We start from the raw sequence: 23,901 nt of genomic DNA, 5'->3' as shown, positions 1-23,901 counted from the left end.
AAAGTGAACGTGTTCCTGGCGGCTTGCACCGGCAAGTCGCCGTGGTCGAGGCCGGAAGATGGTGGGCAGCTGATCTTCCGGCCTCGGGCCTTTCTCTTCTTCTCTGTTTGATGATCGAGCTGTTATGCCTGTGCGTGTCTTAGTGGTCGACGATACCGCCATCTATCGCAAAGTGGTGACAGAAGCCCTGCGCGAGATCGACGGCGTCGAAGTGATCGGCACGGCGATCAACGGGCAGCTCGCGCTCGAAAAGATCGCGGAACTGCAGCCCGACCTGGTCACGCTCGATCTGGAGATGCCGCTGTTGAGTGGCGTCGACGTGCTCAAACAACTGCGCAAGATCGCGAGTCCCGTCGGCGTGCTGATGCTCAGCGCGTTTACCTCCGCCGGCGCTGCGGCCACCACCGAAGCCTTGCGTCTGGGGGCGTTCGACTTCGTGCTGAAGCCGGCCACCGACAACTTCGTCGATAGTTCGAGTCAACTCCGCAAGCGACTGGCCGATCGCGTGGCCGCTTTCGCACAGAGTCGCAACCTGGGTCTCACCAGCATTCGCACGCCGTTGCAAGAAGTACCCAAGCCGCGCGCTTCCCGGATTGTCTCCAGTAACTTAACCGACCGCCCCGAAGTGATCGTCCTTGGCATCTCAACCGGTGGTCCCGAAGCACTCAATAAAGTCATTCCCCGCCTGCCGGCTGATCTATCCGCACCGCTGTTCATCGTGCAGCACATGCCGCCGCTGTTCACCAAGAGTCTGGCCGACGATCTCAACACCCGCAGCAAGTTACGGGTTAGTGAAGCCCAAGATGGCCAACTGGCTCAGCCCGGCGATTGCTTGGTCGCTCCCGGTGGCAAGCAGATGAAGATCGAGCGGACCGAGCATGGGCCGCTGGTGCACATTACCGACGATCCGCCCGAAAATAGCTGCCGGCCCGCCGTCGATTACCTGTTTCGCTCGGCCGCGCATCACTACGGCGCTCGTGTGCTGGCCGTCATCATGACCGGCATGGGGAGCGACGGCACGCTTGGTTGCCGCTTGCTCAAGCGGCATGGGGCACCGGTCCTTGCTCAAGACAAAGAGTCGTGCGTGGTGTTCGGCATGCCCAGCATGGTCATCGCCGAAGGCCTTGCTGATCGCATTATTCCCCTCGAACAGATGGCAGGCGAAATCACCGCGATTGCCCAAGCAGGCAGTGCCTCTTTGGCTGGCAAAGGAGCCTGCGCATGAACCTGTCCTCGCAAGAACTGGCTGATGTCTCGTCTCTGGTGATGGAACTGTGCGGCATCCTGCTCGACGAATCGAAGGGCTACCTGATCGAGAGTCGGCTGCAATCGCTGGTCACCGAGTTCCAGTGCAACTCGTACGCACAACTCGTGACGCAAGCCCGCGTTCATCGCGATCGCGCACTCCTCACCCGCATCATCGACGCCATCACGACCAACGAAACGCTCTTCTTCCGTGATAGCAGTCCGTTCGAAGCACTGCAGCACAAAGCGCTGCCGGAACTGATCGACGCGAAGGCCAAGACCGCGCATCCCAAACGGCTGCGCATCTGGTCGGCGGCGAGCAGCACGGGGCAAGAAGTCTACAGCATCGCCATGGTGCTGAACGAACTGATTCCGAACATCGCGACTTGGGATGTGAACATCCTCGGCACCGATATCTCGGACGGGGCGCTCAAGCAGGCCTCGAGCGGCATCTATTCCGACTTTGAAATCGGCCGTGGACTGAGCCCACCGATGCTGAATCGCTACTTCACCAAGAGCGGCAGCAATTACAAGGTGAAGGACGAACTGCGCTCACTCGTCTCGTTCGGCAAACAGAACTTGATGGAGCCGTTCGCCGCAACAGGCCCGTTCGATATCATTTTCTGCCGCAACGTGGTCATCTACTTCACCGCTGCCGCTCGCGCCGACATCTTCAAGCGCCTCGCCCGCTCGCTCGTCACCGACGGCTACCTCTTCGTTGGCTCCGCCGAATCCCTCTCCGACCTCGGCCCCGCCTTTCTCCCCCACCACCACTGTCGCTCGATCTTCTACCGGCCCAACCTTCCTTCCCGCCCCGCGCACGAACTGGGCGGGCAGGTTATTGCTCCCGTTGCGCTGGCGGCAATGAACAGTTATGGCAAATTGACGCCAGGCCTGGCTTAATCCGTCTACGACTCCCTGGCTTCCTGCATTGTGGGCGGCTGGTAAAATCGCCGGGCATGATCATCCATGTGGACATGGACGCTTTTTATGCGTCCGTCGAAGAACGCGAGAATCCTGCGCTCGTTGGCCAGCCCGTGATTGTCGGCGGATCGGCCGCTGGTCGCGGTGTGGTAGCTGCTGCCAACTATGAAGCGCGGAAGTTTGGCGTACATAGTGCCATGGCCACCGCGCGAGCCATGCGGCTCTGTCCACGGGCGGTCATCATCAAACCACGCATCGAGTTGTACGGCCAAGTCTCGCGGCAGATTCGAGCAATCTTTGCCGACTACACTCCTCTGATCGAGCCCCTCTCGCTCGATGAGGCGTTTCTCGACGTGCGCGGCAGTATCGCGCTGTTTGGTTCGGCAGTTGCGATTGGCAGGCAGATTCAAAATCGGGTGCGCGGCGAATTGAAACTGATAGCGTCGCTGGGAATCGCACCGAACAAGTTCCTGGCCAAGATCGCGAGCGACATTCAAAAGCCAGCCGGGTTTGTGGTGGTTGAACCGAATAACGTGCAGACTTTTCTCGATCCGCTGCCAATCAGTCGGCTGTGGGGTGTCGGCAAAGTGACCGGACAACATTTCGCCCGCTTTGGACTCCGCACGATTGGGCAACTACGCGCATTACCGGAAAAGCAGGTGTATGAACTGTTGGGCTCGTCGGCCGAGCACTTCTGGAAGTTAGCGCAGGGAATCGACGACCGAGCTGTTGTTACCGATCGTGAAGCAAAGTCCATTTCGCACGAAACGACGTTTGCCGAAGACATTCGCGAAGACGACACGTTGCGTGGGTGGCTGGCGGAACTGGTTGAGCAAGTCGCGCGGCGACTGCGACGCTATGATTTGAAGGGTCGAACGATTGAAATCAAGATTCGCTACGCCGATTTTCAGACCGTCACGCGATCCTTCACTCTGCGCGAACCCACAAACATCACCAGCGAACTTTGGCAAGCAGCGCTCGAACTGTTCGACAAGAAGCTGGCAAATTCACATCCGCCAGTTCGCTTGCTGGGCTTTGGAGTACATGGAATTAGCGAGGCGACTCAAGCTCGGCAGCAAGATTTGTTTGGTGAAGAGAAACGTGGGCGCGAGCGACAGATCGATTCCGTCGCCGACCAGATCGTTGCTAGATTTGGAAAGCAATCGATCAATCGCGGTCGCCAGCATTCGGAATAGCCTTTACGAGCAGCAATAAAACAGCCTCGCCCAAAATGGACGAGGCAGTGATCGAATTCAATCTTGAAACTCGCAATTGCCGTTAGTCGACAATCTGCAACTTGATCTCGTCCGAGTTTCCCTTCAGTTCCGGTGCATAGACGGCGCTGGCGCGCGTCGGCAGTGCGCTGAACTTGCCAGGGATTTCAGCTCGCATACGATAGCTGACCGAGTGTTTGCCGCGAGCCAAAGCACGCACGAAGAAGGCCACGCGATTATCGCGCAGTTCCATGTATGCCCCCAGCGAGTTGCTGTTGTAGCCGCTGCGAACATCGACCGGTTCGAAGCCCGAAGCCTTCATGTCTTCGAACAGCACGTACTCGTAATCGTTCTTGCTGTCGATTTCGAGTTCGATCTCGACGAGGTCGCCGCTCTTGAGCGTCGCCAGTTCCTTCAGTTCTTCGCGCTCGTATTTCTCGACCTTCTGATCCAAGGCCTGCCCGCGCGAGCCGGCCACCTTAATCTTCTTGTCGACGGGATTCAGTTTGTAGTACTTGCGATTGACCTTCACTTCCAGACCAGCTTTCTCGATGTGGTCTTCGAGTGTGAAGTTCGTCAGGTAGGCATTAAAGTAGAGCGGGCCTTTGCCACGGCGACGAAGCTCAACCTCGTGCTTGCCGTCCTTCACATCGGCGCCGCTGAGGACGAACTTGTTGTTGAAAGTGAAGAGATTCTCTTTGGTGATCTCAACAGCCTGCTTCATTTCGCCATCCAGCCAAACCTCAACGGTCATTTCCGGCTCCATTTCGCCGGTAGCACGGATGTAGTCGGAAAACGCTTCGACGCAGAGGGCGGTATCGCGCGTGTTCTGCCAATACGTGGCATGCTTGCGGTTGTTGAGCAAATACTTGACCAGTCGCGGAGCTCTTTCGCCCTTCGGATCGGTCCTGGAGAGCAGCTTCAGGTAGTAGGCATTTGCTTCAATCTCGTTGCCGTGCCAGCTCCACCACGGGTTGTTCGCTGGCAACTGCAGGAAGGCCGTTTCGTTCTCGGCATCTTGCACCAGGAACTGATCGATGTTCCGCATAATCATGTCGAGCTTCTCGCGGTCACCGACTTTTTCCAAAGCGAGGCCAAACATGGCCTTGCCATAGACCGGAATCTGAATGCGGTCGCGGTAAATCCGGTCCCGCATCTCGACGTTGTCGCTGCCGGCATCGTTCAACACCATGTAGGTGAAGGCATCGAGCGCGTCTGCGTATTGCTTGGCCGGAACCTTTTCCTTCTTTTGCTCGAAGTTCTTGAGCCATTCGAGTTGCTGAGCCTGATATCGTCTGAGCCAATCGACGCCGCGTTCGAGTGTGCCGGGGACCAGGGCCACATCGTTGGCCTTGGCTATTTGCAGGCCACGCACGACTACCGCAGTGGTGTGTGGAAAGCTCCGTTCTCCAAAACCGCTGAACCAGCCCCAGCCACCATCACTGATCTGTTGATCGGTCAGGGCCTTCACCCCTTCCTTGACCATGCGGCTGAGTTCCGCTTCGTCGAACACGGGATTGCGATCGAACCGCTTCCATTGTGTGGCCCGCTCACGATCATTGCCGATCTCTTGCGCGTTGAGGTTTGTTCGCTTCTCGCCAATCGACTTCAGATCCAGATTGAGTTTGAGCAGGGTCTTCTGCGTAATCACGCTGGGGAGAAAGCGATTGAGGGTCTGATCGGTACTGTCGTAGGGATACTCGGCCAGGTAGGGAAGCGCATCGACCATGGCGAGCGCCAGTGACGGCGAGTAACGGATTTCGAGCACGCTCTGCTCGACGCGACGTTCGGTGGGCACCGTGATGTTCACCTTGCCCACTTCCTTATCGGGCCGAATGGTGCTGGCCCAGCTTTCGGTCTTCAGCATGCCGTGTACATAGCTGGGAAGCTTCATTTCCATCGCATCGGATTCTTCATCCGTGAGAGCCTTCATGCGGACGACGGCTTCGCCCTCGCTGGTGACTTTGCAGCGCCAATTGACGCGCTGTTCTCCACCGGCAGGAATCATCACCTTCACGGTCTTGTCGCTTAGTGGCGAAAGGATATTGCCGGGCACGTCGAGCGTGACCGTAACTTCCTTCTCTTTGGCCAGATAGTTGTGGACGTTGGCGGTCAGCACCACTTCGTCCTTTTGCACGAAGAACCGCGGCGCTTGCAAGCGAACGAGCAGATCCTTGCGCGTGGTAACTTCGGCATCACCGCTGCCGACTCGCGTACCATGGCCCATACCCCAGACGCGAATCTTCCAGCCTGTGAGGTTCTCTGGCATATCAATATCGACTTCGGCAGTACCATCCTTACCGGTGGTAATCGCCGCGTTCCAATAGGCCGTATCAGCGAACTTGGTGCGGATCGACGGTTCCACCAGTGGCGCCGCGCCACCCGGCTTGTCTTGGCCGCCTTGCTGCATTTCCACACCAGCGAAGCTCTTGCGGAGTTCACCGCCGCTTTGATCTGCAAGGGCGTTTGCCATGCCTGGTCCGCCGGGCGCTGCAGCAGCCATCGGCATTGCAGCGCGCTCCATCGCGACTCCGTCCATGGCCATCCCGCGAGCCATCTTCATGCCACCACGACCGCCACCAAAGCCACCGCCACCTTCGCCGCCCAGATTGGCTGCTAGTTGCTCGGACTCGCCAAGTTCATCGGCAACACTGGCGCCAAAGACGCCGAGGAAGTCCATCCCTGGCTTGTTTGGCAGCGTCATGTTCTGCGACTGTCTGGCCAGGCTTTCCTGGGTCTGAGGATTGTGGTGACGACGCCATTTCCAGAAGAACTCTTTGATCTCCGGCACATTGCTGCCGCCAGAAATGTACTCCACTGACTTGTCGTACACACTAACGACCGTCGAACCGCTGTAGTTCTCGCCCTGCAGGTCAGTGAGTTTGATCTTCACCTTCGCCTTTTGGCCCGGCTTGTAGGTCGTGGCCGATGGCAACACCTCCACATTGAGAATCCGCCTTTCCGGCGGAACGATGACTTCCTTCGTTTCGACGTGTACTCGACCGTCGGCAATGGTGAGCGCTTCGACGAAGAAGTTCGGCATATCACGTTTGACGATCTCAATTTCCTCGACGACAGATTTACCCTTGAGCCGCAAAACCTTCGGCGGCAAGTAGACGCCGTTCGTGGGGCGAATAAAGAGGAGAACCGTGCTGTCGGCACGATCGGTATTAACTTGCAACTTCAGCTTTTCGCCAGGAGCATACTCCTTCCGGTCCTGAACAAGCTCCAGATTGTTGAAGCGGAAATCGCTCCCATCGTTGCCATCACCAATCACCGTGAAGATGTAACCACCTTCGATCTTGTGCTCCTTGCTATCGACTAGTGTGTAGGAGAGGCGGAACTGCCCTTTTTCCGACGCCTTCATCTGTCGCTGAGCCAGACCCTCGGCATTGGTGTTCAAATCCCAACGGCGAACAGCGGTCTCGATAGGCTGACGCTTGTCGTCGTAAGTAATCTTAAAGAGCGTGAGCGATCCCTTGCCTTCCACCGGCTTGTTATCGAGGGTTTGAGCTTTGAAATTGGCTTCGACAGTATCGCCAACTCGATAAAATCCGCGGTTCACCCAGCTAAAGACCTTGAAGGGCTTGCGCGCGACCAGCACTTTACCTTCACCAGTGATCGTGCGGCGAGATTCGTCGCGCACTTCGACCGAAATGGTGTATTCGTGGTCCGTGTTGCCGTGCAATTCCTTGGCAATAGCGGTGTCGATTTCGACATCGAGTGAGCCATCGGGAGCGATGTCTCGTTCGATCTCGGCGACGACTTCCGGCGGATGCTGTGGACCACGCCAGATCCATGGCGGCAGCGGGCGACGACAGCCGGCCCATTCATCAAAGCCTCGGTACCACGAGTAGTCGTAGCCGAACCACCAGTAGCCTGGACCATAACACCAGTCCCACGAAGCCGTGGGAAACCAGTTGCCACTGTGGCTGTTGCGGAGGATCTTGTACTTGATCTTTCCCTTGGCCACCGGGCCGCCAAAGTAATACTTGGCGTTAATCTTGGCGGTAATCTTCTCACCCAGCATCACCGGATCTTGGGGCGCTTCGACCTTCACTTCAAATTCAGGCTTCTTGTACTCTTCGACACGGAAGTGATTGCCCCCCATCGCCTGGAAGCGAAGATTGTGGCCGGCATCGAGTTGAATGCGGTACTGCCCCAGCTGAGCATCTTCGGGCAATTCATATTCGCCGGAGAGGCCACCAAATTCGTCGGTCTCGATTGTCTTACTGAGAATCTTTTCGTTCTTGGGATTGAAGATTGCAATCGGGAACGTCCGCTTCGCAAACTCCGAATTGTCCGGCTGATCGTACTTGGCAGTACGGAACCAGAGCTTGAAGTTCACCTTCTGCTTCGGTCGATAGACCGGGCGATCGGTGATCGAGAAGATCTTGACCTGATTGTATTCCTGGTCATGAATGGCAGCATTCCACACGCCTTGGAAGCCGAGGAAGGCGAGCCGCCCCTTGCCACCGCGGGCCATGATGAGCCATTGATAGTCGTTCTTCAGATCTTTGGGGTCAGGCGTGAGGAGACCATCGGGACCGGTCTTCTCGGCAAAGTTCGTCGTCTGGACTTGAAAACGGTTGCCACCTAAGTGGCGTTGTTGCCAGCCAAAGAACTCGACATTGGCCTCGGCGATGGGCGTAGCGTTGACGGCATCGCCGACGAAGTAGAGTTGCTTCCCTTCGAGCACTTTGTGCACGATGGCGGTGTCGGCAACCCACAGCAGGATTTTGCTGACGTTGCCATCCACCATCGTGCCGGTGAGTAGATAGGCACCCGGCTTCTGCAATGGAGTGGTAACCGTCACGCGGCGGTCGAAGTGATTCTCGCGAGGTTCGACATCCAACTCCCAAGCAGCGACGGCCTCGCCGAGATACTTCTGTTCGTTGTTCTGGACGATCTGCCAGCCGATGTTGCCAATATTGATGCGGTTCCAGTCGACGCGATTGCCCGGATCGGACTTGAGATAACTCTTCACGTCGGTGAGCAGCGTATCGATTTTGATTTCGCGGGCATCAAACTTCACCTTCTTGCCATTGCGGAACCGGAAGTCTACGGTGGCACCTTTCCCCGAGGGCTGCGTACTAACACTCTCGAACGTGCCCCAATTGCCGACGATCTGCTCGCGGCGATTCTTTTTCCATTCGTTCTGATCCTTATGCCTGGCAATGCTCTCTTGCCAGTACTTGGCAGCGGTTGGATATTGTCGGCGATTCTCAAAAATCTGCGCTAGCTGATTGAGGGCCTGCTCGCCGAATTGACCTTTGTCTTCGGCGGCGATCTTTTGAAACAGCTTGATGTGATTGAACTCATCGGGAAGCGTGAATCGCTTGATGCCGTTAGCCAGCTTGGCGATGGTCTCGGTTTCTTTCAGAGTGTGCAGAGCATAGGTGCCACTTTCATCGTTCTTGGTATCGTCGTCGCGGGTCGGTCCGGCGAAGAAGCGACCGAAGCCACCTTGCTGCATCGATTGCACGCCAAACTGCTGTTCCAGGAACTGAGCAAACTGCGTCCAGACCTGCATCCGAATGGCCGGGCTGTTTTCGATGGCTTGCTCTTGCGCCCAGCGCCACCGCTGGCCATCGGTTTTGGCCGCTTCCCAAGTCGCGGAACTACTATGAAAAACCGGCTTCCCTTCTTCGTCGACAGGGGCACCTTGGTAGTCGCGATAGAAGAAGTGACCGTCGTCCAAATCGGGGAGCTGAGACAAATCGGCCAGGTACTGCAGTCGCCAGGCGTCATAGATGCCCCGGTTGTTGAGGAGCAATTCCGACAGTTGCAAGTAGAACTGCGCGACCTCGCCTTTGGCATCGTCCTTAGCAGCCAGCGGGATGGCACTCTGCATCAGCTGCAGAGCCCGAATCCGATCTCGCTCCACCGAGTTTACGACCTTGCCGCCGCCCCGGCGATGGCCACGTTCGTACTTGCCAGCGATCAAGAAACCTTGATGTTGGGCGTTGATGTATTGCTGGGCAGCTCCCTGCAAGAGTCGCCAATTCTGCTGATGGGCTTTGATTGAGTTCTCGACCAACTCGTCGAACTCTTTAGTGCGGCCCAAATTGTTCAAGCATTGAACCGCCCGCTCCAAGTCGCCGGCGACCTGCTTGGGATCGTTTTTCGGATCGACTGCTAACTGCTGGAATCCCTTATAGGCTTCCGCGAAGTTTCCGTCGTTCATCAACTTCTGCGATTTTGCTCGCACTTGCCCCAGGTCGGGAGCCTGCGAGAGTGCACCGGTGGCAAGCAGGCCAAGCAAAGCCACACCGACGAGAGAAAAACCGAACCACTGCTTCCTGTTCATAATCACAGCCTTCTAAGATCACGGCTTCAAGTCAGTCGTGGCGAAAGATCCGTTTAGCCAGCAACGTCGAACCATACCATGTGTGCGGGAATCGCTTGCCGACAAGTGTCGCCGGCTCGATAGCTCAAGCCCAGCGACCGGGCAGTCCCAGATTAGACGGCGGAACTCCACCTGCAGTTTCCAATATCTGGCCCATTCGCGCAGAAAACCAGACGGGTGGGCGAAAACCGCCCCACCGACGAAGTGACGAGGAAGACCAGAGAAACTGGGTTCCCATGCTTCCCATCTTTGCCCGGGCGGGTCAGAATGCCGGTTTGATTGCAAGCCCGGCGCTAAGCGGCAAGTGCTTACGCAGGCAAGTTTTGCCCGCTGTTTAGGACAAAGGATTGTGGCAGCCATGGAGCGAATGAGCGTTCGACAGGCCCGGCAGAAGGAATCGATTGGTCAGCAAGTGCTTGTGCAGGGCTGGATCCGGACCCGCCGCGATTCCAAGGGGGGCTTCTCGTTCCTCGAACTGAACGATGGCTCTTCGTTTGGCAATTTGCAGATCATTGCCGAGGCAGCGCTCGCCAACTATGAGAGCGAAGTGAAGCATCTGGGCGCCGGCTGCAGCGTAAGCATCGAGGGGGAAGTGAAGGCCTCCGGTGGCAAGCAAGCGACCGAAGTGCTGGCCAGCAAAGTCACGGTGCATGGCTGGGCCGATCCTGAAACCTACCCGCTGCAAAAGAAGCAGCACTCGCTGGAGAAACTGCGCGAGTGGGCTCACTTGCGGCCGCGAACCAATACCTTTGGTGCCGTGACCCGCGTGCGCAACTGCATCAGCCGGAGCATTCACAACTTCTATCAGGAAGAAGGCTTCCTGTACATCAATACGCCGATCATCACTGCCAGCGACTGCGAAGGGGCCGGTGCGATGTTCCGCGTCACCACGCTGGACCTTGAGAAACTGCCCCTCAAAGATGGCAAGGTAGACTCCTCGCTCGACTTCTTCGGCCGACCTTCGTACTTGACCGTTAGCGGGCAACTCGAAGGCGAAATCTTTGCCTGTGCGCTCGGCAAAATCTACACGTTCGGGCCGACCTTCCGCGCCGAGAACAGTAACACCTCACGGCACCTCGCTGAGTTCTGGATGGTCGAGCCCGAGGTGGCCTTCAACGACCTGAACGACAACATGGATCTGGCCGAACGGTTCCTCAAGCGACTCTTCCGCGATGCCCTCTCGCAGTGCGACGAAGACATGAAATTCTTCGTCGAGCACTATGACAAAGAGACCATCAGCACGCTCGAACAAATCGTCGCCAAAGAGTTCATTCGCTGCACCTACACCGACGCCGTCGACATCCTGGAAAAGAGCGGCGAGAAGTTCGATTTTCCGGTGAAGTGGGGCATCGATCTGCAAAGCGAGCACGAGCGGTTTCTTACCGAAAAGCACTTCCAAAGCCCGGTGATTCTGTACGACTATCCCCGCTCGCTGAAGCCGTTCTACATGCGCGTGAATGACGACGGCCGCACCGTCCGAGCCATGGACGTGCTGGTGCCCAAGGTTGGCGAGATCATCGGCGGCAGCCAGCGCGAAGAACGGCTCGATATCCTTACGCAGCGGATGACTGAGCAACATCTGCGGCCGGAGGATTACTGGTGGTACTGCGACCTCCGCAAGTTCGGCACCGTGCCGCATGCCGGCTTTGGTCTGGGCTTGGAACGCGCGGTTCAGTTCATCACCGGCATGCAAAACATTCGCGACGTCATTCCTTTCCCACGCACACCCGGCAGCGCTGATTTTTAACCGACTGCCGCGCGTGTCCCCCTTGGAGCAAGCACATGTTGAACCTAAGAGCGATTGTCAGCGGACTGATGATGGCCGGACTTGTCGCCTGGACAGCTCTCGCACAGGAAAAGCCTACACACAGCAAAGACACCGTGCAGGATGTAAAGTCCAATGTCGAAGCGGGTAAAGCGGTGATTGTCGATGTGCGCGAGAAAGTCGAGTGGGACGATGGTCACGTGAAGGGAGCCATTCACCTGCCCAAGAGCCAACTCGACGACAAAGCCAAGCTGGCCGACTTGGTGAAGAAACTCGACAAGAGCAAGATCATCTACACGCACTGCAAAGCTGGTGGCCGCGCTCTGGCCTGTGGCGAACTTCTCAAGAAGGAAGGCTACGACGTGCGACCGCTGAAGCCCGGCTATCAGCAGTTGATTGAGGGCGGGCTCGAAAAGGCGAAGTAGTTCGCATTCGACTCCAACGATTCAAAAACAGGCAACTAGGATTTTGGCATGACCGAGCAGGCGGGCGGAGAAGAACCCAAGCGGCAATGGCAGGCGCTCAACTCGCGGCAGCGGCGAGTCTTTGGGGTGCTCGTCGAAAAGGCAAAGACGACACCCGATGCGTATCCCATGACGCTCAACGGCATCGTCACTGGCTGCAATCAGAAGAGCAATCGCGAACCACTGATGACGCTCACGGCCGAAGATGTCGAGCAGATCCTCGACGAACTGCGCGGCATGTCGGCGGTGACCGAGGTGCAAGGAAGTGGCCGCGTCGCCAAGTATCGCCACCATGCTTACGAATGGTTGGGCGTCGACAAGTTCGAAATCAGCGTCATGACCGAGTTGCTCCTGCGCGGCGAACAGACGCTCGGAGATCTTCGCGCGCGAGCCGCCCGCATGGAACCGATCGCCGATCAAGGTGCCCTCAAGCAGATCGTCGATGGCCTGCTCAAGAAGCAACTGATGATCGAACTAACGCCCGCCGGTCGCGGGCAGATGGTCTCGCACAATCTATACAAAGACCGCGAGATCACCGAACTGCGCACTCAGTATGCCGGCCATGTTCCCGATCGTGGTCACGACGAAGAACGCCCCGCACCCACTCCGTCGTACTCAGCGCCTGCTGCCGCGCCGTCGGCACCAACGCCTCGTCCTGCGGCACCGGCCGTTCCACCTCCGCGCGGTGTGACGGCCGATGAGTTCGCCGAGCTGCGCGTCGAAGTTGCTGAGATGCAGGCCGAGATTTCCCGCCTGCGCAACGACCTGAGGCAACTCGAAGCGAAGTGGTCTTAGACGAAGGCCTTGGTCTCTTTCGCTGGCCTCGACTTGAACCACGGCAGCAGCATTGGCGTTCGTTGTCGATACTTCGCGTAAAGTTCGCCGTGATAGGTAAGCAGGTCGCGCTCTTCGAAGACGATGGCAATCAGAATGTAAGCGGTCGTGCCCAAGGCAAACACCAGATGCGAGATCGTCATCGTAGGAGCGGCCCAAAAAGTTAGTAGCCAGCCCACGTAGAGCGGATGTCGCACCCAGCGATACACGCCAGGTGTCTTAAACGGCAGGTGCGTATAAGGCCGGCCTTGATAGTAGAGCCAGACTTGCCGCAGCCCGAACAGATCGAAATGGTTGATCAAAAAACTAGTTGCCACGATGGTCAACCAGCCGCCAAAAAACAGTGCATACAGCACCGTTCGTAGCAGCGGCGATTGTACCTGCCAAACAGTTCCTCCCATTGGCTGCCAGCAGTAAATCAACACGCCCAGCGCAACGCAGGAGAAGAGCACATAGGTGCTGCGCTCCACAGGTTCCGGCACAACCTTCGTCCACGATCGCTTGAACCACGGCCGAGCCATGATGCTGTGCTGCAAGGCAAACAAGACCAGCAACCCAAGATTGATCGTCAGGGCCAACGGCCAAGTTATGCGAGCTGGGCTATCGATCGAACCGCTCGGCAAAAAGTTGCCGAGAAAGGCCATCGCCCAAATCGATACGAGTCCAAACAGCGAATAACAAACGAGTCCATACAACAGGGCAACCATGCGAGACATACAGGCAACTTTCGAGGTGAAGGCAGGATCCGGAATGGTGGCGACGAACCATTGCTGATTCGTCGCATTCCTTTCCTGCGCATTTCAACTGAAAATGTTACTGTAGCCAGACTCACCGATTAGCGGTCCACGGCCTGTGGCTGCTTATCATCCTGGTTCAAACGCACCAGCAGCCATTGCTCGGTCTTCTCCGGCGAGAGATGAATCAGCGCCGGTGCTTCGTCCTTGGTCAGGTTGTAAAGGCCCGTCTCGATCACGGCGGTGTCGTTATCGCCCACGCGAAAGGCAACCTTCTGCGTTTGCTTGTCGACGCTGCCGACGATAGGCTGGGTTTTGTTGGTGACCGTATCGGTGTAATTGCCACGAATCACGCCGGCCTTGTTCACGGCCAGTTGAATCACGACGTCGCTCGTTGCCTTGGAGTCTTTGCTCAAAGCAAACACACCCAGCGGTAACCAATCACCATCATTCGAAACTTCCTCCGAGCCGGCCGAAGCCACGCTAGCCGCCGAATCGTAGTAGTCGCTCGTAGAGCCGACCGATTGGCCATTCACATACACGCTGTTGTCTTGATAGGTGACGTTGGTGCCGTAGTCGTAATAGATCGGAGCTGTGTCGTAGGCAAACCAGGCGTCGACCGAATCCCAGGTGCAGGCACGCCAGGCAGCACCAGTTGCCCAACCAGCGGCGAACCAGGCACCAGGGTGATTGCCATACCAGCCTCGGCCGTACACATCCCAATGATTGAAATTGGTTCGCACACCCACTGCCGTCGTATAGCGACCGGAAGGAGTCACTCGCGCAAAGCCTGCCGCCGCTCCGTTAGGACCAGCAGCAAATCCTCGAGCCGCAGCGCCGCCATTCGGACCGCGAACTGCGGCACCGCCCGCGATGCCGTTCGGACCGGCAACCACACCACGAGCCGCTTCACCGCCGTTGGGCCCACGGGCCGCACCACCAGCGGCGATGCCGTTCGGACCGGCCACCACACCGCGAGCAGCTTCGCCACCATTCGGACCACGAGCCGCACCACCAGCTGCGACGCGACCATTCGGTCCCACCGCCACACCCTGACCGGCTGCTCCACCACCAGCTCCCTCGACACCTCGGCCCGCAACAGCACCGCCGTTGGGACCAACCGCAGCACCGCGACCGTACGTATTGCCGCCCGGTCCGGTGATCGTTGTTCCCGTTGCCGTACCACCGCGCGGGCCCGTGTACGAGCCGTGATTCACGTCGACGTTGTCGCCAGCACCGCCAAAGTTCTGCGTATGGCTGTTGAACGAGTTCATCGAGTGCATTCCTTCATCCGAAGGAAGCCCGAGAAAGCTGTTGAGTTGCGAGCGATTGGGGGAAGAGAAATTGCGGTCGCCGCCGCCAAAGTTATTGGCACCACCGCCGAAACCGCCCCGGTCGATACCGCCGTTCAAACCCGCGCCACCCAAGCCACGATCGAATCCTCCCTGACCACCAAAACCGCCGGCACCCCGATCGAAACCACCTTGATTCAAGCCTCCAAAGCCGCCACTCCCGCCGCCGAAGCCGCGATCGCCGCCGCCAAAACCACCGGCTCCGCCGCCGCCACCACCGAAGCCGCCGCCACCGAAGCCGCCGCCACCACCGAAGCCGCCGCCGCCCAATCCACCGGGACGAGAGCCACCGCCTCCAAAGTTTCCGCCGCCGCCGAAACCTCCACCACCGATCCCGCCGGCTCCGCCACCGAAACCGCCGCCACCAAATCCACCAGCACCACCGCCGGGACGCGCTCCGCCACCGCCGAAGTTACCTCCCCCGCCGCCAAAGCCGCCCCCTCCACCACCACCAAATCCACCGCCGCCCATGTGAGAACCACCGCCGCCGCCGAAGCCTCCTCCACCGCCGCCAAATCCGCCAGCGTGGCCTCCGCCCCCTCCACCACCGCCGCCGAAGCCACGGGCCGAGCAAAAGTGCGGAGTGAGACTAATCAAGCCAAGGATTACAGCAGTAAAGAGCAGGCGATGTTTCATGGCGATCTCGATTTTGACAGATGAGTTTGGGCGAGTAGCAATTCAAGCGATCGACAACTGGGTTATGGCTTTCGTTTCAGAATGATTTCGTCGGTGTCCGGCAAAGGATTTCCCGCTGCCGAACGCGAGATCGATTTCCAAGAGAACGCTTTTTCGTCGAGCGGTGTCAGCAGCGTGACAGCGCTCGTGGGAGTGCCATCAGCCGTCAGGCCGTGCGTTTCAATCACGTAGCTTGCCTCTTGCGACGACCATTGCCCCACGGCATGACCGCCATCGGAAGAGAACATCCACGACTGCGGGGCCAGCGTCTGGGGATTCCAGCCAATGATCTGCACGCCCGAGGCTTTCACCTGTCCGCCGGAGGTCACTTTGTAAGTCCGCTCAATGAAGCTCTTGTTGGCAATCCAACGGCAAGTGGCCTCGGTGGCTACACCGTGTTCTTCAGCGGCCCACGAGCCAATCATCCATTCGAGACTTTGCAACTGACGGTAGGTTGAAGGAGTTTCGACATGCGTATCGCGCACGTTCGACATTAGCCATTTGCCATCCACTTTCACGTGTACGGCCGTGTACTTGCTGACCATGGGTGCCCCGGGCGGAGCAGGATCCAGTAACGCGCGACCATCTTCAATGGCCGCCGAGTCGCTGAGCAGCTTGAGCGAATCCACCACCAGGCTCAGCTTGTGACCGGGGTGTGCCTGAAAGAACTCGGCATACTCCTTCTCGATGGCATCGCGGCCCGCACAGACCTTACCGGCATCGTCCACGTATTCGCCCTCTTCGGTCCACAAGGCGGCGATGGCCTTGGCGTCAGCTTTGGCAAAAGCTTTCGAAAAGGCCTGGCCCGACTCGCGGATCGCTTGCAGGTCCGCAGCCTTGGCCGATGGCTCTTGGCTCGCTGAGCCCTTTTTCTGGGCATTGGCCGACGGAGCGAACAGCGCCAGAGCCAATGTGAAGATCACCGCGGGCCACATCGCCGGACGAAGACAGTTTTTCATCGTAAGGGTCTCCAGAGCTTGCTTTCCGCGTGCAGGTGTAAAAAGGGTGCGGCCTAGCAACCTGTAGCATAGGCCACTCCCTCGCGGGGTGCGCTAAGAGGGATTTCCTCCCTTACCTCTTTTTAATGCAAATTTAACCGTGTTTCTGGGGAAAACGTGTCGACAGTTGCACGGCGATAGCCGGCCCGAAACCGACTTTAATAACCAGTTTTGATAACTTTTTCAGCGATTTTCGCGCGATAACCATTTTTCCTAACATCAAGGCGACAATTCACTTGCGAGAACTTCAGCGGACATTCTGACGAAACGCTGATAACCATTTGATAACCACTTTCTAGCGACCACTGGCAGGCCTTCCGTGTGGTGGCCCGCAGGCAGTCTGATAACCAGTTTTGATAACTTTTTCAGCGATTTTTTCGCGATAACCATTTTCCCTAACGTCTTTCCTGGAAATCGCTTGCGAGAATTTCGTCGAACATTCTGACGAAAAGGTGATAACCATTTGATAACCACTTTTTCGAACCGCTCGAATCTAATTTCGACTACTCAAAATTGCCGCCGATTGCGTAGCTCCCGAGCCGTACTTTTGACGCCCGATGCCTGCTCGTTCTGTTCTCGCCGGCAGATCCCTCACGAACAAACACCGAAACGTCCAACAACCGGGGGTTTTTGGACAGGCACTGGTTTTGGTGTTCTGCCGGAAGTTGCTGCAACCGCCGCACTTACGACTCGCATGCAACTTTCGCAGCATGCTCTTTCTGTCCAATAACCGGGCGGTTTCTTGAACAGGCTCGTCGCCCGCGCGCACAGCCCTGCACCACCAAACGGAGAGCTTCCTGTGATTAGGTGAATGCAAACTTGAAGTGCAATACCGCATGGAATCGTCGGCAATTGCTGATGTCTGGGATCGTCTACTTATTATTCGCAAAGCTTGATCGAGACTTCGCTAAGCACTGCTACCGCAAAAATGCTGTCTGACACCTGGTAGCGGCACCTGCTGGCACTTCTGCGTTGCACTTCAAGTTTGCATTCACCTTAGCCCATGATGGTGATCTTTTGTCAACTATTTATTGCATGGCTCGTAACGATTTTTAGGCGCGATGGCAGGGTGCTGGCAGCCGACCGGGCTGTGATCGCGGCTCGGGCCGGAAAGTAGTCGATCTATCGATCTCGCTCGGGCTTCCTTGCTGGTCAACCCACTCGCTTGCGCTGGCGAACTACCAAACTGGCGAACTAGCTGCTCAACGGCCGCCAGCGGCCCGGTTAACCAAGAAGGGGTAAACCACTTTCACCAAGTGCCCTCATAACTGCCGCAGATTACTGATTCGCTAGATTAGGGTTACGACGCTCCCGACCCGCTCAAGAATCGTCCTCCACTTTGGAAAAATGGGCGTCCGGGGGCTTGTCGATGCAAGGTTGCTTGTGCCATATTTCACGATCTTTCCGGGAGACCACGGGCTAGCTTGCATTGCGCCAGCCCGACGGAACACGGAAGTTGATTCGCAGAAACGACTTTTGCACGTTCAATAGCGTTCTGGCAAAGAGTGGGACCGGATCTCAGTGGCCAAGTTCATCAATACTCATATCCTGCATTGGATCGCCAGTTGGTTTGGCGGTTCCGTGGCTCCCGATAACTTCTGGGGCTATGCCTTTGCGGCGATTGTTCACATCGCGCTGTTGATTCAGGTCGTCGCCGTTGGCGCGCTGATTTTCATCTGGCTCGAACGGAAGGTTGCCGGCCGTATTCAGGACCGTCTCGGTCCGACACGCGTCGGCGGCAAGTTCGGCTGGCTGCAAACCCTGGCCGACGGCATCAAGTTGATCACCAAGGAAGACCTGATTCCTAAAGATGCGGACGTGATGCTCTTCAAGCTCGCTCCGTATGTCAGCTTCGCCGCTGGCTTTACAGCCTACATGGTGTTGCCGTTCGCCAATGGCTGGTCGGCGACCGAAGTGAATGTCGGCGTCTTTTTCTTTGTGGCGATTCTCGGCCTGGAAGTCTTCGGCGTTATTCTCGCCGGTTACGCTTCCGGTTCGAAATGGTCGTTGTTCGGCGGCATGCGTGAAGCGGCCCAAGTGGTCAGCTACGAAGTGCCGATGGGCCTGTGTATTGTGGTTCCCGTGCTGATCGCCGGCACCATGAATTTGACGAGCATTGGCAACCAACAGGATGGCTGGTTCACCAATTGGCTGATCTTTCACGATCCGTTTACGTTCTTTGTCTTTTGGGTCTACTTCACCTGTGCCATCGCCAGCGTGAATCGCGCCCCCTTCGACCTGGCAGAAGCTGAAAGCGAACTCGTGGCCGGTTTCCATACCGAGTACTCGGGTCTTCGCTGGAGCTTCTTCTTCATGGCCGAGTACGGCTCGATGTTCTCGGTCAGCGTGCTCGCCGCGATTCTGTTCTTCGGTGGCTGGAACGGCCCGATCCCAATTTTCACCGAGATTTTGCCTGCAGTTACCGGCATCGAATGGGCTTACAAGCCCGGCGAAACCGAGTGGCGGCTCACGGGCTTCCTGTCGCAAGTGGGTGGCGTCCACAACATCATGCTGAAGGCGGCCCTGTTCGTCACGATCATGATGTGGATTCGCTGGACCTTGCCTCGTTTGCGTATCGACCAGGTGCTCACCGTCTGCTTGAAGTACTGCGTGCCACTCGCGGCAGTTTGCTTCCTGGGCGCGGTTTTCTGGCAGTTGCTTGCCTTGCCCTCTCCCAATTCGCTAATTCCCGGCCCGCAGCAATACAGTTGGACAAAACCTGAGCCTGCCATCGCTCCGGTTGCTGGCGCAGAAGAAACTACGCCTTGGCTCCCCGCCACGAGCACTCGCGGCCCCTGGATTGGCCGCGCTGGCGTCCGTGAGAACTGGGTGCTCGATGCTGGTAAGGCTCTGGCTGCCAAGCCCGCAGCTTCGCCGAAAGCCGAGCCTGCCGTCGAGCAGACCAAGCAAGCGACCAAGCCTGTTGCCGAAAAAATCAGTGAGGGTCATGTGAGCCTGCTCGTTAGCCCGGAGGTGGCCCGATGAACCTTTTGGCTGCTGATTTTTTGAACTGGCACACGTTCACGTTTATGTTCTTTGCGTTGCTCGCCTGCGGCTTTGGTGCCGCGGTTGTAGCCTCGACGAACATCGTCCGCATGGCCTTTTACCTCACGTTGTGCCTCGGTGCGACTTCGGGGTTGTTCTTCCTTGCGGGTGCCGAATTTGTCGGTGCCATGCAGTTGATGATTTATGTCGGTGGCACGCTCGTGTTGCTCATTTTCGGCGTGATGCTCACCGCGCAAGAGCGCTTCATCTCGATGAAGACCGGCGCGGGCGAATGGGTTCTGAGTCTGATTGTCGGTGGTTCGCTGCTGCTGCTCTTGCTGCGAGCCGGCTTTAGTGTTGAAGCTTGGAACCCGGCTCCGCCCAAAGAAGGCGAAACGGTTGTCGCTCGCCAGGTGGATGCCTTCGACTCGCACAACAGCACCAAGATTGGTCTGGCGCTCACCGGAGTCCGTGTCGACAAGCTCGAAGCGACCGGCTTGCGTCGCGATGGCATGTCTGGCTATCTGCTGCCGTTCGTGATCGTTTCGATGCACTTGCTCACCGTGCTCATCGGTGCCGGCTACATGGCCCGCACCAAACGCGTCAAGGCTGGTCGTGTTCTCGTCGATACTCCGGCTCGCACCGTGAATCCCGATCGCAAAATGCCGGCCTCGATTGTGGGCGGCGTGATCTCGGGCGTGCTCACCAACTTGTATCTGATCTGTTCCACCTTGGCCTTCATGGCGGGCAAGGTTCCGCTGCCGCAAGGTGGCAAGGTCGGCGAGTGGACGAAGTCGTTCGTCGCTGGCGTCGATGCCCTTCCCGATTGGATTTTTCCGGCCCTGGTGCTGACGTTTCTGGCCAATATCGTCCTGCTAATGGTCGTGTACTATTGGCAGCGGTGGGGATTGGTTGGCCTCGTTGTCGTGCCGTTGGTGCAGTTGCTGTTGCTCACAAACGCTGGTGTGGGGGTTGGCCTCGCAGCGCTCCTGTCGCTGTCGATGTTGATTCCCGTGGTGTTCCTGATTTTCCTTTGCGTGGCCACGGGTCGTCCGACTTCTTGGTCGCAAATGGATTAGCAGTCACTCCCCGTTTTTGATTTTTGTTTTCCTGTTGCAGTTTGGCGATAGTTATGAATCCGCTGGCTGATCCAGTTTCGGTTTCTCACTACCTGGCGGTCGGTGCTGTGCTCTTTGTGCTCGGCGTCGTCTGCATGGCCACCAAGCGCAATGCGCTCGGCGTGCTGATGGGTATTGAGCTGGTGCTGAACGGGGCGAACCTCAACTTTATCGCCTTTGGCAGCCGCTATTTGCGTGAAGAGACACTCGGCCTCGATGGCGAGTTGATGGCACTGTTCGTGATCGTGCTCGCCGCGGCCGAAGCTGCGGTAGCACTCGCGATTGCCCTGAACTTTTACAACAATCACGCGACGATCGACGTCGATTCTGCAGACGAGTTGAAGGGCTAATGGACGTCCTCCCATACATCCTGGCGGCGGCAGTGCTCCTGCCCTTGGCTTCGTTTTTCGTCATCTTGATTGGCGCGACGTGGCTCAACCTCGGCAAAGCGGGGGCCTTCGTGGCTACCGGTGCGATCCTGGGGTCGGCCATCCTCTCGTTCATCGCCTTGCTGTTTGTCTGGCTGCCGAATCACTTCCCGCCACCAGAAACACACGGTGCCATCGACTCCGAGGCTGCAGATGCCGGCTCCGATCAGCTTGGCTTCGAAAAGAAGGTCGACGATCATGGCCACGCCGACAAAGATCACAGCCATGCTGACAAGGACCACGGTCACAGCCACGCCGATGCTGCCTCGGGTGAGCACGGTCACGGACACGACGAGCACCACAGCACTGCTGTTGCGCCCCTGACTGGCGAGTACTACCTGCTGGGTCAATTCGGCAAGCTGCGCGTGACCATCAGCTATTACATCGACTCGCTCACCATCGTCATGTTCTGTATGGTGACGTTGATTGCCTCCTGCATTCACTTCTATGCCATCGGCTACATGCACGATGAGTTGCACGATATCACTGATCACGAAGTGACCATGTCGGACGGCAGCCATCTGCATCGTCCCGGCCGCTTCCCGCGCTTCTTTCAAGCGCTGTCGCTCTTCTGCTTCAGCATGCTCGGGCTAGTGCTGGCGGGTAACATCGCCATGGTGTTCTGCTTCTGGGAACTCGTGGGCATTTGCTCGTACTTCCTGATCGGCTTTTATGTCGAGCGGAAGAGTGCTTCGACCGCTGCGAACAAGGCGTTTATCGTCAATCGCGTCGGCGACTTCGGCATGATCATCGGTCTGCTGGCCCTGTGGTCCAGCTTGGGCACGTTCGCCTTTGGTGATATCGAAGCGAATGGCGAAAAGGGAATTCAGACATCGGAACGCGGTTTGTTCTCGCTCGTTCGTCCGGAAGAAAACCATCATGCCATCGAAATTCCGACCGGCATGGTTCTTTCCGATGGTCGAGCCAAGAACGAGATTGCGGCGATCATTAGCGATCATCGCAACGTCCCCAATGCCGCGGTGAATGCGGAAGCAGAGATCGCTTCGCGGGTGCCGGGTTGGCGAGAGAAGGGCTTTGGTTATTGGCTGCTGTTTGTCGCTGGCGTCGGCATCTTCTGCGGCTGCGTTGGCAAGAGTGCTCAGTTCCCGCTACACACTTGGTTGCCCGACGCGATGGAAGGTCCAACGCCCGTCTCGGCGCTCGTACACTCCGCGACGATGGTGGCTGCCGGCGTTTATCTCGTCGGCCGCTTCTTTCCGTTCTTCGTTCCTGAAGTCTTGCTGGTGATTGCTGTGATCGGTGGCATTACGCTCTTCATGGCTGCCACGATTGCCATCACTGCGACCGATATCAAGCGAGTTCTGGCTTACTCCACGATCAGCCAGCTGGGCTACATGATGCTCTCCTTGGGTGTCGGTGGCTGGAAGGCTGGCCTGATGCATCTAATCACCCACGCGTTTTTCAAGAGCTTGCTCTTCATGTGCTCGGGGTCGGTCATTCACGCGGTGCATACCAACGACATGCGCAAGATGGGCGGCCTGCTCACCAAGATGCCCGTCACGGCCATCACCATGCTGATCGGCTGTCTGGCGATCGCCGGTGTGGGTGTGCCATTCCTCATCGGCTTCAGCGGTTACTATTCAAAGGACATGATCCTCGAGCAGGCTCTGTCGTTTTGGCTGGCTAATCCCGGGGTGCCATGGGCCGGCGTGTTTTTCATCGCAGCCGCCGGTGGCGCTGCGGTCACTGCCTTCTACATGTTCCGCATGTGGTACATGACCTTCGTCGGCAAGCCGCGCGATGCTCGTGCCTACGATCACGCTCACGAATCGCCGCCGGTGATGTACCTGCCGCTGATCATTCTCTCGGTCTTCGCGATCGCGGTTGCTTGGAATACCAGTTTGCTCGGCTTCGGTGCCATCGCTGCTGCGTTTTTCATTGCCAAGGGGCTGAACGACGGCTGGTTCAAGGGTTCAGCGCATGCCGCTCACGGTCATGATTCCCATGGCCACGATGCCCATGGACACGACGATCATGCTCATGGCCACGACAGCCACAGTCATGCTCCTGCTCACCATGATGCTCATGGGCATGACGATCATGCCCACGACCACCACGGCGGTTTGACGCTAACCACTCCCTGGGTCGTGACGATGCTACTGACGTCGCTGATCGGCGGCACAATCTTGATGTTTGTGATTCCCACTAGCGGTCTGACTCTAGGCGGCTTGCTGGCCCAGGCAGAACCAGTCGGAAACGCCGTTGATATGCACGGCCAGTGGACCAAGGCCGTTTGGCCGACCGAGCACACGGCTCACTTGCCGACCAGTTTTCGCTCGATTGTCGCCCCGGCCACGTTGCTCGCCACGGGTACTTGGATCGCCGGCATCGGCCTCGCCACACTCATGTATGGCTTGGGATACCTGAACGCGGAAGACGTTCGCCGTCAGTTCTCGCCGATCTACAACCTGCTGGTGAATAAGTACTACTTCGATGAACTTTACAACTTCATCTTCGTGCAACCGGTATTGATGAAATCGCGGATCATTTCGGGCATCGACCGGAACTACATCGATGGCTTCATCGATTGGCTGGCCGTCACGGTGGTCTGGTTCTCGAAGAAGTTCGAAATGATTGCCGATCGCGGCATTGTCGATGGCAGCATCAATATTTTTGCTGGTTGGACGTATTCGACAGGGCTTAGTTTGCGGACAGTGCAAACCGGGCAGCTGCGTCAGTACGTGATGTTCATTGTGGTTGGTGCGATCGCCATTTTCGTACTGATCAGCTTTTTCTGGACCCCGCTGCTGGCTCGCTAGTCACGCGTTGCTTGCCGTAACGATCAATCGAAGAGC

At 57.6% G+C, this 23,901-nt stretch carries 14 protein-coding genes; 10 read left to right on the top strand and 4 right to left on the bottom strand.

Features of this window, described 5'->3' with window-relative positions; genetic code table 11:
* Nucleotides 1–124 precede the first annotated feature (124 nt).
* From NA78x_RS21145 to dinB, 3 genes are read left to right on the top strand one after another with little or no spacing between them, the layout of a single operon-like run.
* Nucleotides 125–1,225, top strand: a complete 1,101-nt coding sequence (locus tag NA78x_RS21145) for a protein-glutamate methylesterase/protein-glutamine glutaminase (protein WP_425614365.1) — start codon at nucleotides 125–127, stop codon at nucleotides 1,223–1,225.
* Nucleotides 1,222–2,148 carry a CheR family methyltransferase gene (locus NA78x_RS21140; RefSeq protein ID WP_425614364.1) on the top strand — a complete coding sequence of 309 codons (927 nt, stop codon included), beginning with the start codon at nucleotides 1,222–1,224 and terminating at the stop codon, nucleotides 2,146–2,148. The genes NA78x_RS21145 and NA78x_RS21140 overlap by 4 nt, the downstream gene beginning before the upstream one ends.
* 56 nt (nucleotides 2,149–2,204) lie before the next feature.
* Nucleotides 2,205–3,365 carry a DNA polymerase IV gene (dinB, locus tag NA78x_RS21135; RefSeq protein WP_425614363.1) on the top strand — a complete coding sequence of 387 codons (1,161 nt, stop codon included), beginning with the start codon at nucleotides 2,205–2,207 and terminating at the stop codon, nucleotides 3,363–3,365.
* Between the two features lie 82 nt (nucleotides 3,366–3,447).
* On the opposite strand, the gene NA78x_RS21130 is transcribed toward dinB, so the two are convergent.
* Nucleotides 3,448–9,693, bottom strand: coding sequence for an alpha-2-macroglobulin family protein (locus tag NA78x_RS21130; protein WP_425614362.1), 6,246 nt, complete (start codon nucleotides 9,691–9,693; stop codon nucleotides 3,448–3,450).
* A gap of 397 nt (nucleotides 9,694–10,090) precedes the next feature.
* On the opposite strand from NA78x_RS21130, the gene asnS reads away from it, so the two are divergent.
* From asnS to NA78x_RS21115, 3 genes are read left to right on the top strand one after another with little or no spacing between them, the layout of a single operon-like run.
* On the top strand, nucleotides 10,091–11,479 hold the full coding sequence (asnS, locus tag NA78x_RS21125; protein WP_425614361.1) for an asparagine--tRNA ligase: 1,389 nt from the start codon (nucleotides 10,091–10,093) through the stop codon (nucleotides 11,477–11,479).
* A gap of 35 nt (nucleotides 11,480–11,514) precedes the next feature.
* Nucleotides 11,515–11,922 carry a rhodanese-like domain-containing protein gene (locus tag NA78x_RS21120; RefSeq protein ID WP_425614360.1) on the top strand — a complete coding sequence of 136 codons (408 nt, stop codon included), beginning with the start codon at nucleotides 11,515–11,517 and terminating at the stop codon, nucleotides 11,920–11,922.
* A 48-nt stretch (nucleotides 11,923–11,970) separates the two neighbouring features.
* Nucleotides 11,971–12,756, top strand: a complete 786-nt coding sequence (locus NA78x_RS21115; protein WP_425614359.1) for a DUF480 domain-containing protein — start codon at nucleotides 11,971–11,973, stop codon at nucleotides 12,754–12,756.
* Here the strand turns inward: NA78x_RS21115 and mddA are convergent.
* The 3 genes from mddA to NA78x_RS21100 form a co-directional block, all read right to left on the bottom strand.
* Nucleotides 12,753–13,511, bottom strand: coding sequence for a methanethiol S-methyltransferase (gene mddA, locus NA78x_RS21110; RefSeq protein WP_425614358.1), 759 nt, complete (start codon nucleotides 13,509–13,511; stop codon nucleotides 12,753–12,755). The genes NA78x_RS21115 and mddA overlap by 4 nt on opposite strands.
* Nucleotides 13,512–13,630: 119 nt before the next feature.
* On the bottom strand, nucleotides 13,631–15,517 hold the full coding sequence (locus tag NA78x_RS21105) for a protocadherin (RefSeq protein WP_425614357.1): 1,887 nt from the start codon (nucleotides 15,515–15,517) through the stop codon (nucleotides 13,631–13,633).
* Nucleotides 15,518–15,579: 62 nt separating this feature from the next.
* Nucleotides 15,580–16,515: a YybH family protein gene (locus tag NA78x_RS21100; protein WP_425614356.1), complete on the bottom strand. Its 936-nt coding sequence runs from the start codon at nucleotides 16,513–16,515 to the stop codon at nucleotides 15,580–15,582.
* A 1,560-nt stretch (nucleotides 16,516–18,075) separates the two neighbouring features.
* Between NA78x_RS21100 and nuoH the strand changes: the two genes are divergently transcribed.
* The 4 genes from nuoH to NA78x_RS21080 are packed head-to-tail and all read left to right on the top strand — an operon-like array spanning nucleotide 18,076 to nucleotide 23,865.
* Complete coding sequence (gene nuoH / locus NA78x_RS21095; RefSeq protein WP_425614355.1) at nucleotides 18,076–19,539, top strand: NADH-quinone oxidoreductase subunit NuoH; 1,464 nt, start codon at nucleotides 18,076–18,078, stop codon at nucleotides 19,537–19,539.
* The gene (locus tag NA78x_RS21090; RefSeq protein ID WP_425614354.1) at nucleotides 19,536–20,618 is read left to right on the top strand and encodes an NADH-quinone oxidoreductase subunit J family protein; all 1,083 of its coding nucleotides are present in this window, start codon (nucleotides 19,536–19,538) and stop codon (nucleotides 20,616–20,618) included. The genes nuoH and NA78x_RS21090 overlap by 4 nt, the downstream gene beginning before the upstream one ends.
* A gap of 53 nt (nucleotides 20,619–20,671) precedes the next feature.
* The gene (nuoK, locus tag NA78x_RS21085) at nucleotides 20,672–21,007 is read left to right on the top strand and encodes an NADH-quinone oxidoreductase subunit NuoK (protein WP_425614353.1); all 336 of its coding nucleotides are present in this window, start codon (nucleotides 20,672–20,674) and stop codon (nucleotides 21,005–21,007) included.
* On the top strand, nucleotides 21,007–23,865 hold the full coding sequence (locus tag NA78x_RS21080; protein ID WP_425614352.1) for an NADH-quinone oxidoreductase subunit L: 2,859 nt from the start codon (nucleotides 21,007–21,009) through the stop codon (nucleotides 23,863–23,865). Before nuoK ends, NA78x_RS21080 begins: the two co-directional genes overlap by 1 nt.
* Nucleotides 23,866–23,901: the final 36 nt, after the last annotated feature.

This window comes from Anatilimnocola aquadivae (assembly GCF_049819085.1).
Lineage (GTDB): Bacteria > Planctomycetota > Planctomycetia > Pirellulales > Pirellulaceae > Anatilimnocola.
The sequence above is the reverse complement of the archived record's forward strand: the minus strand, read 5'-3'. Positions and strand labels throughout refer to the sequence as shown.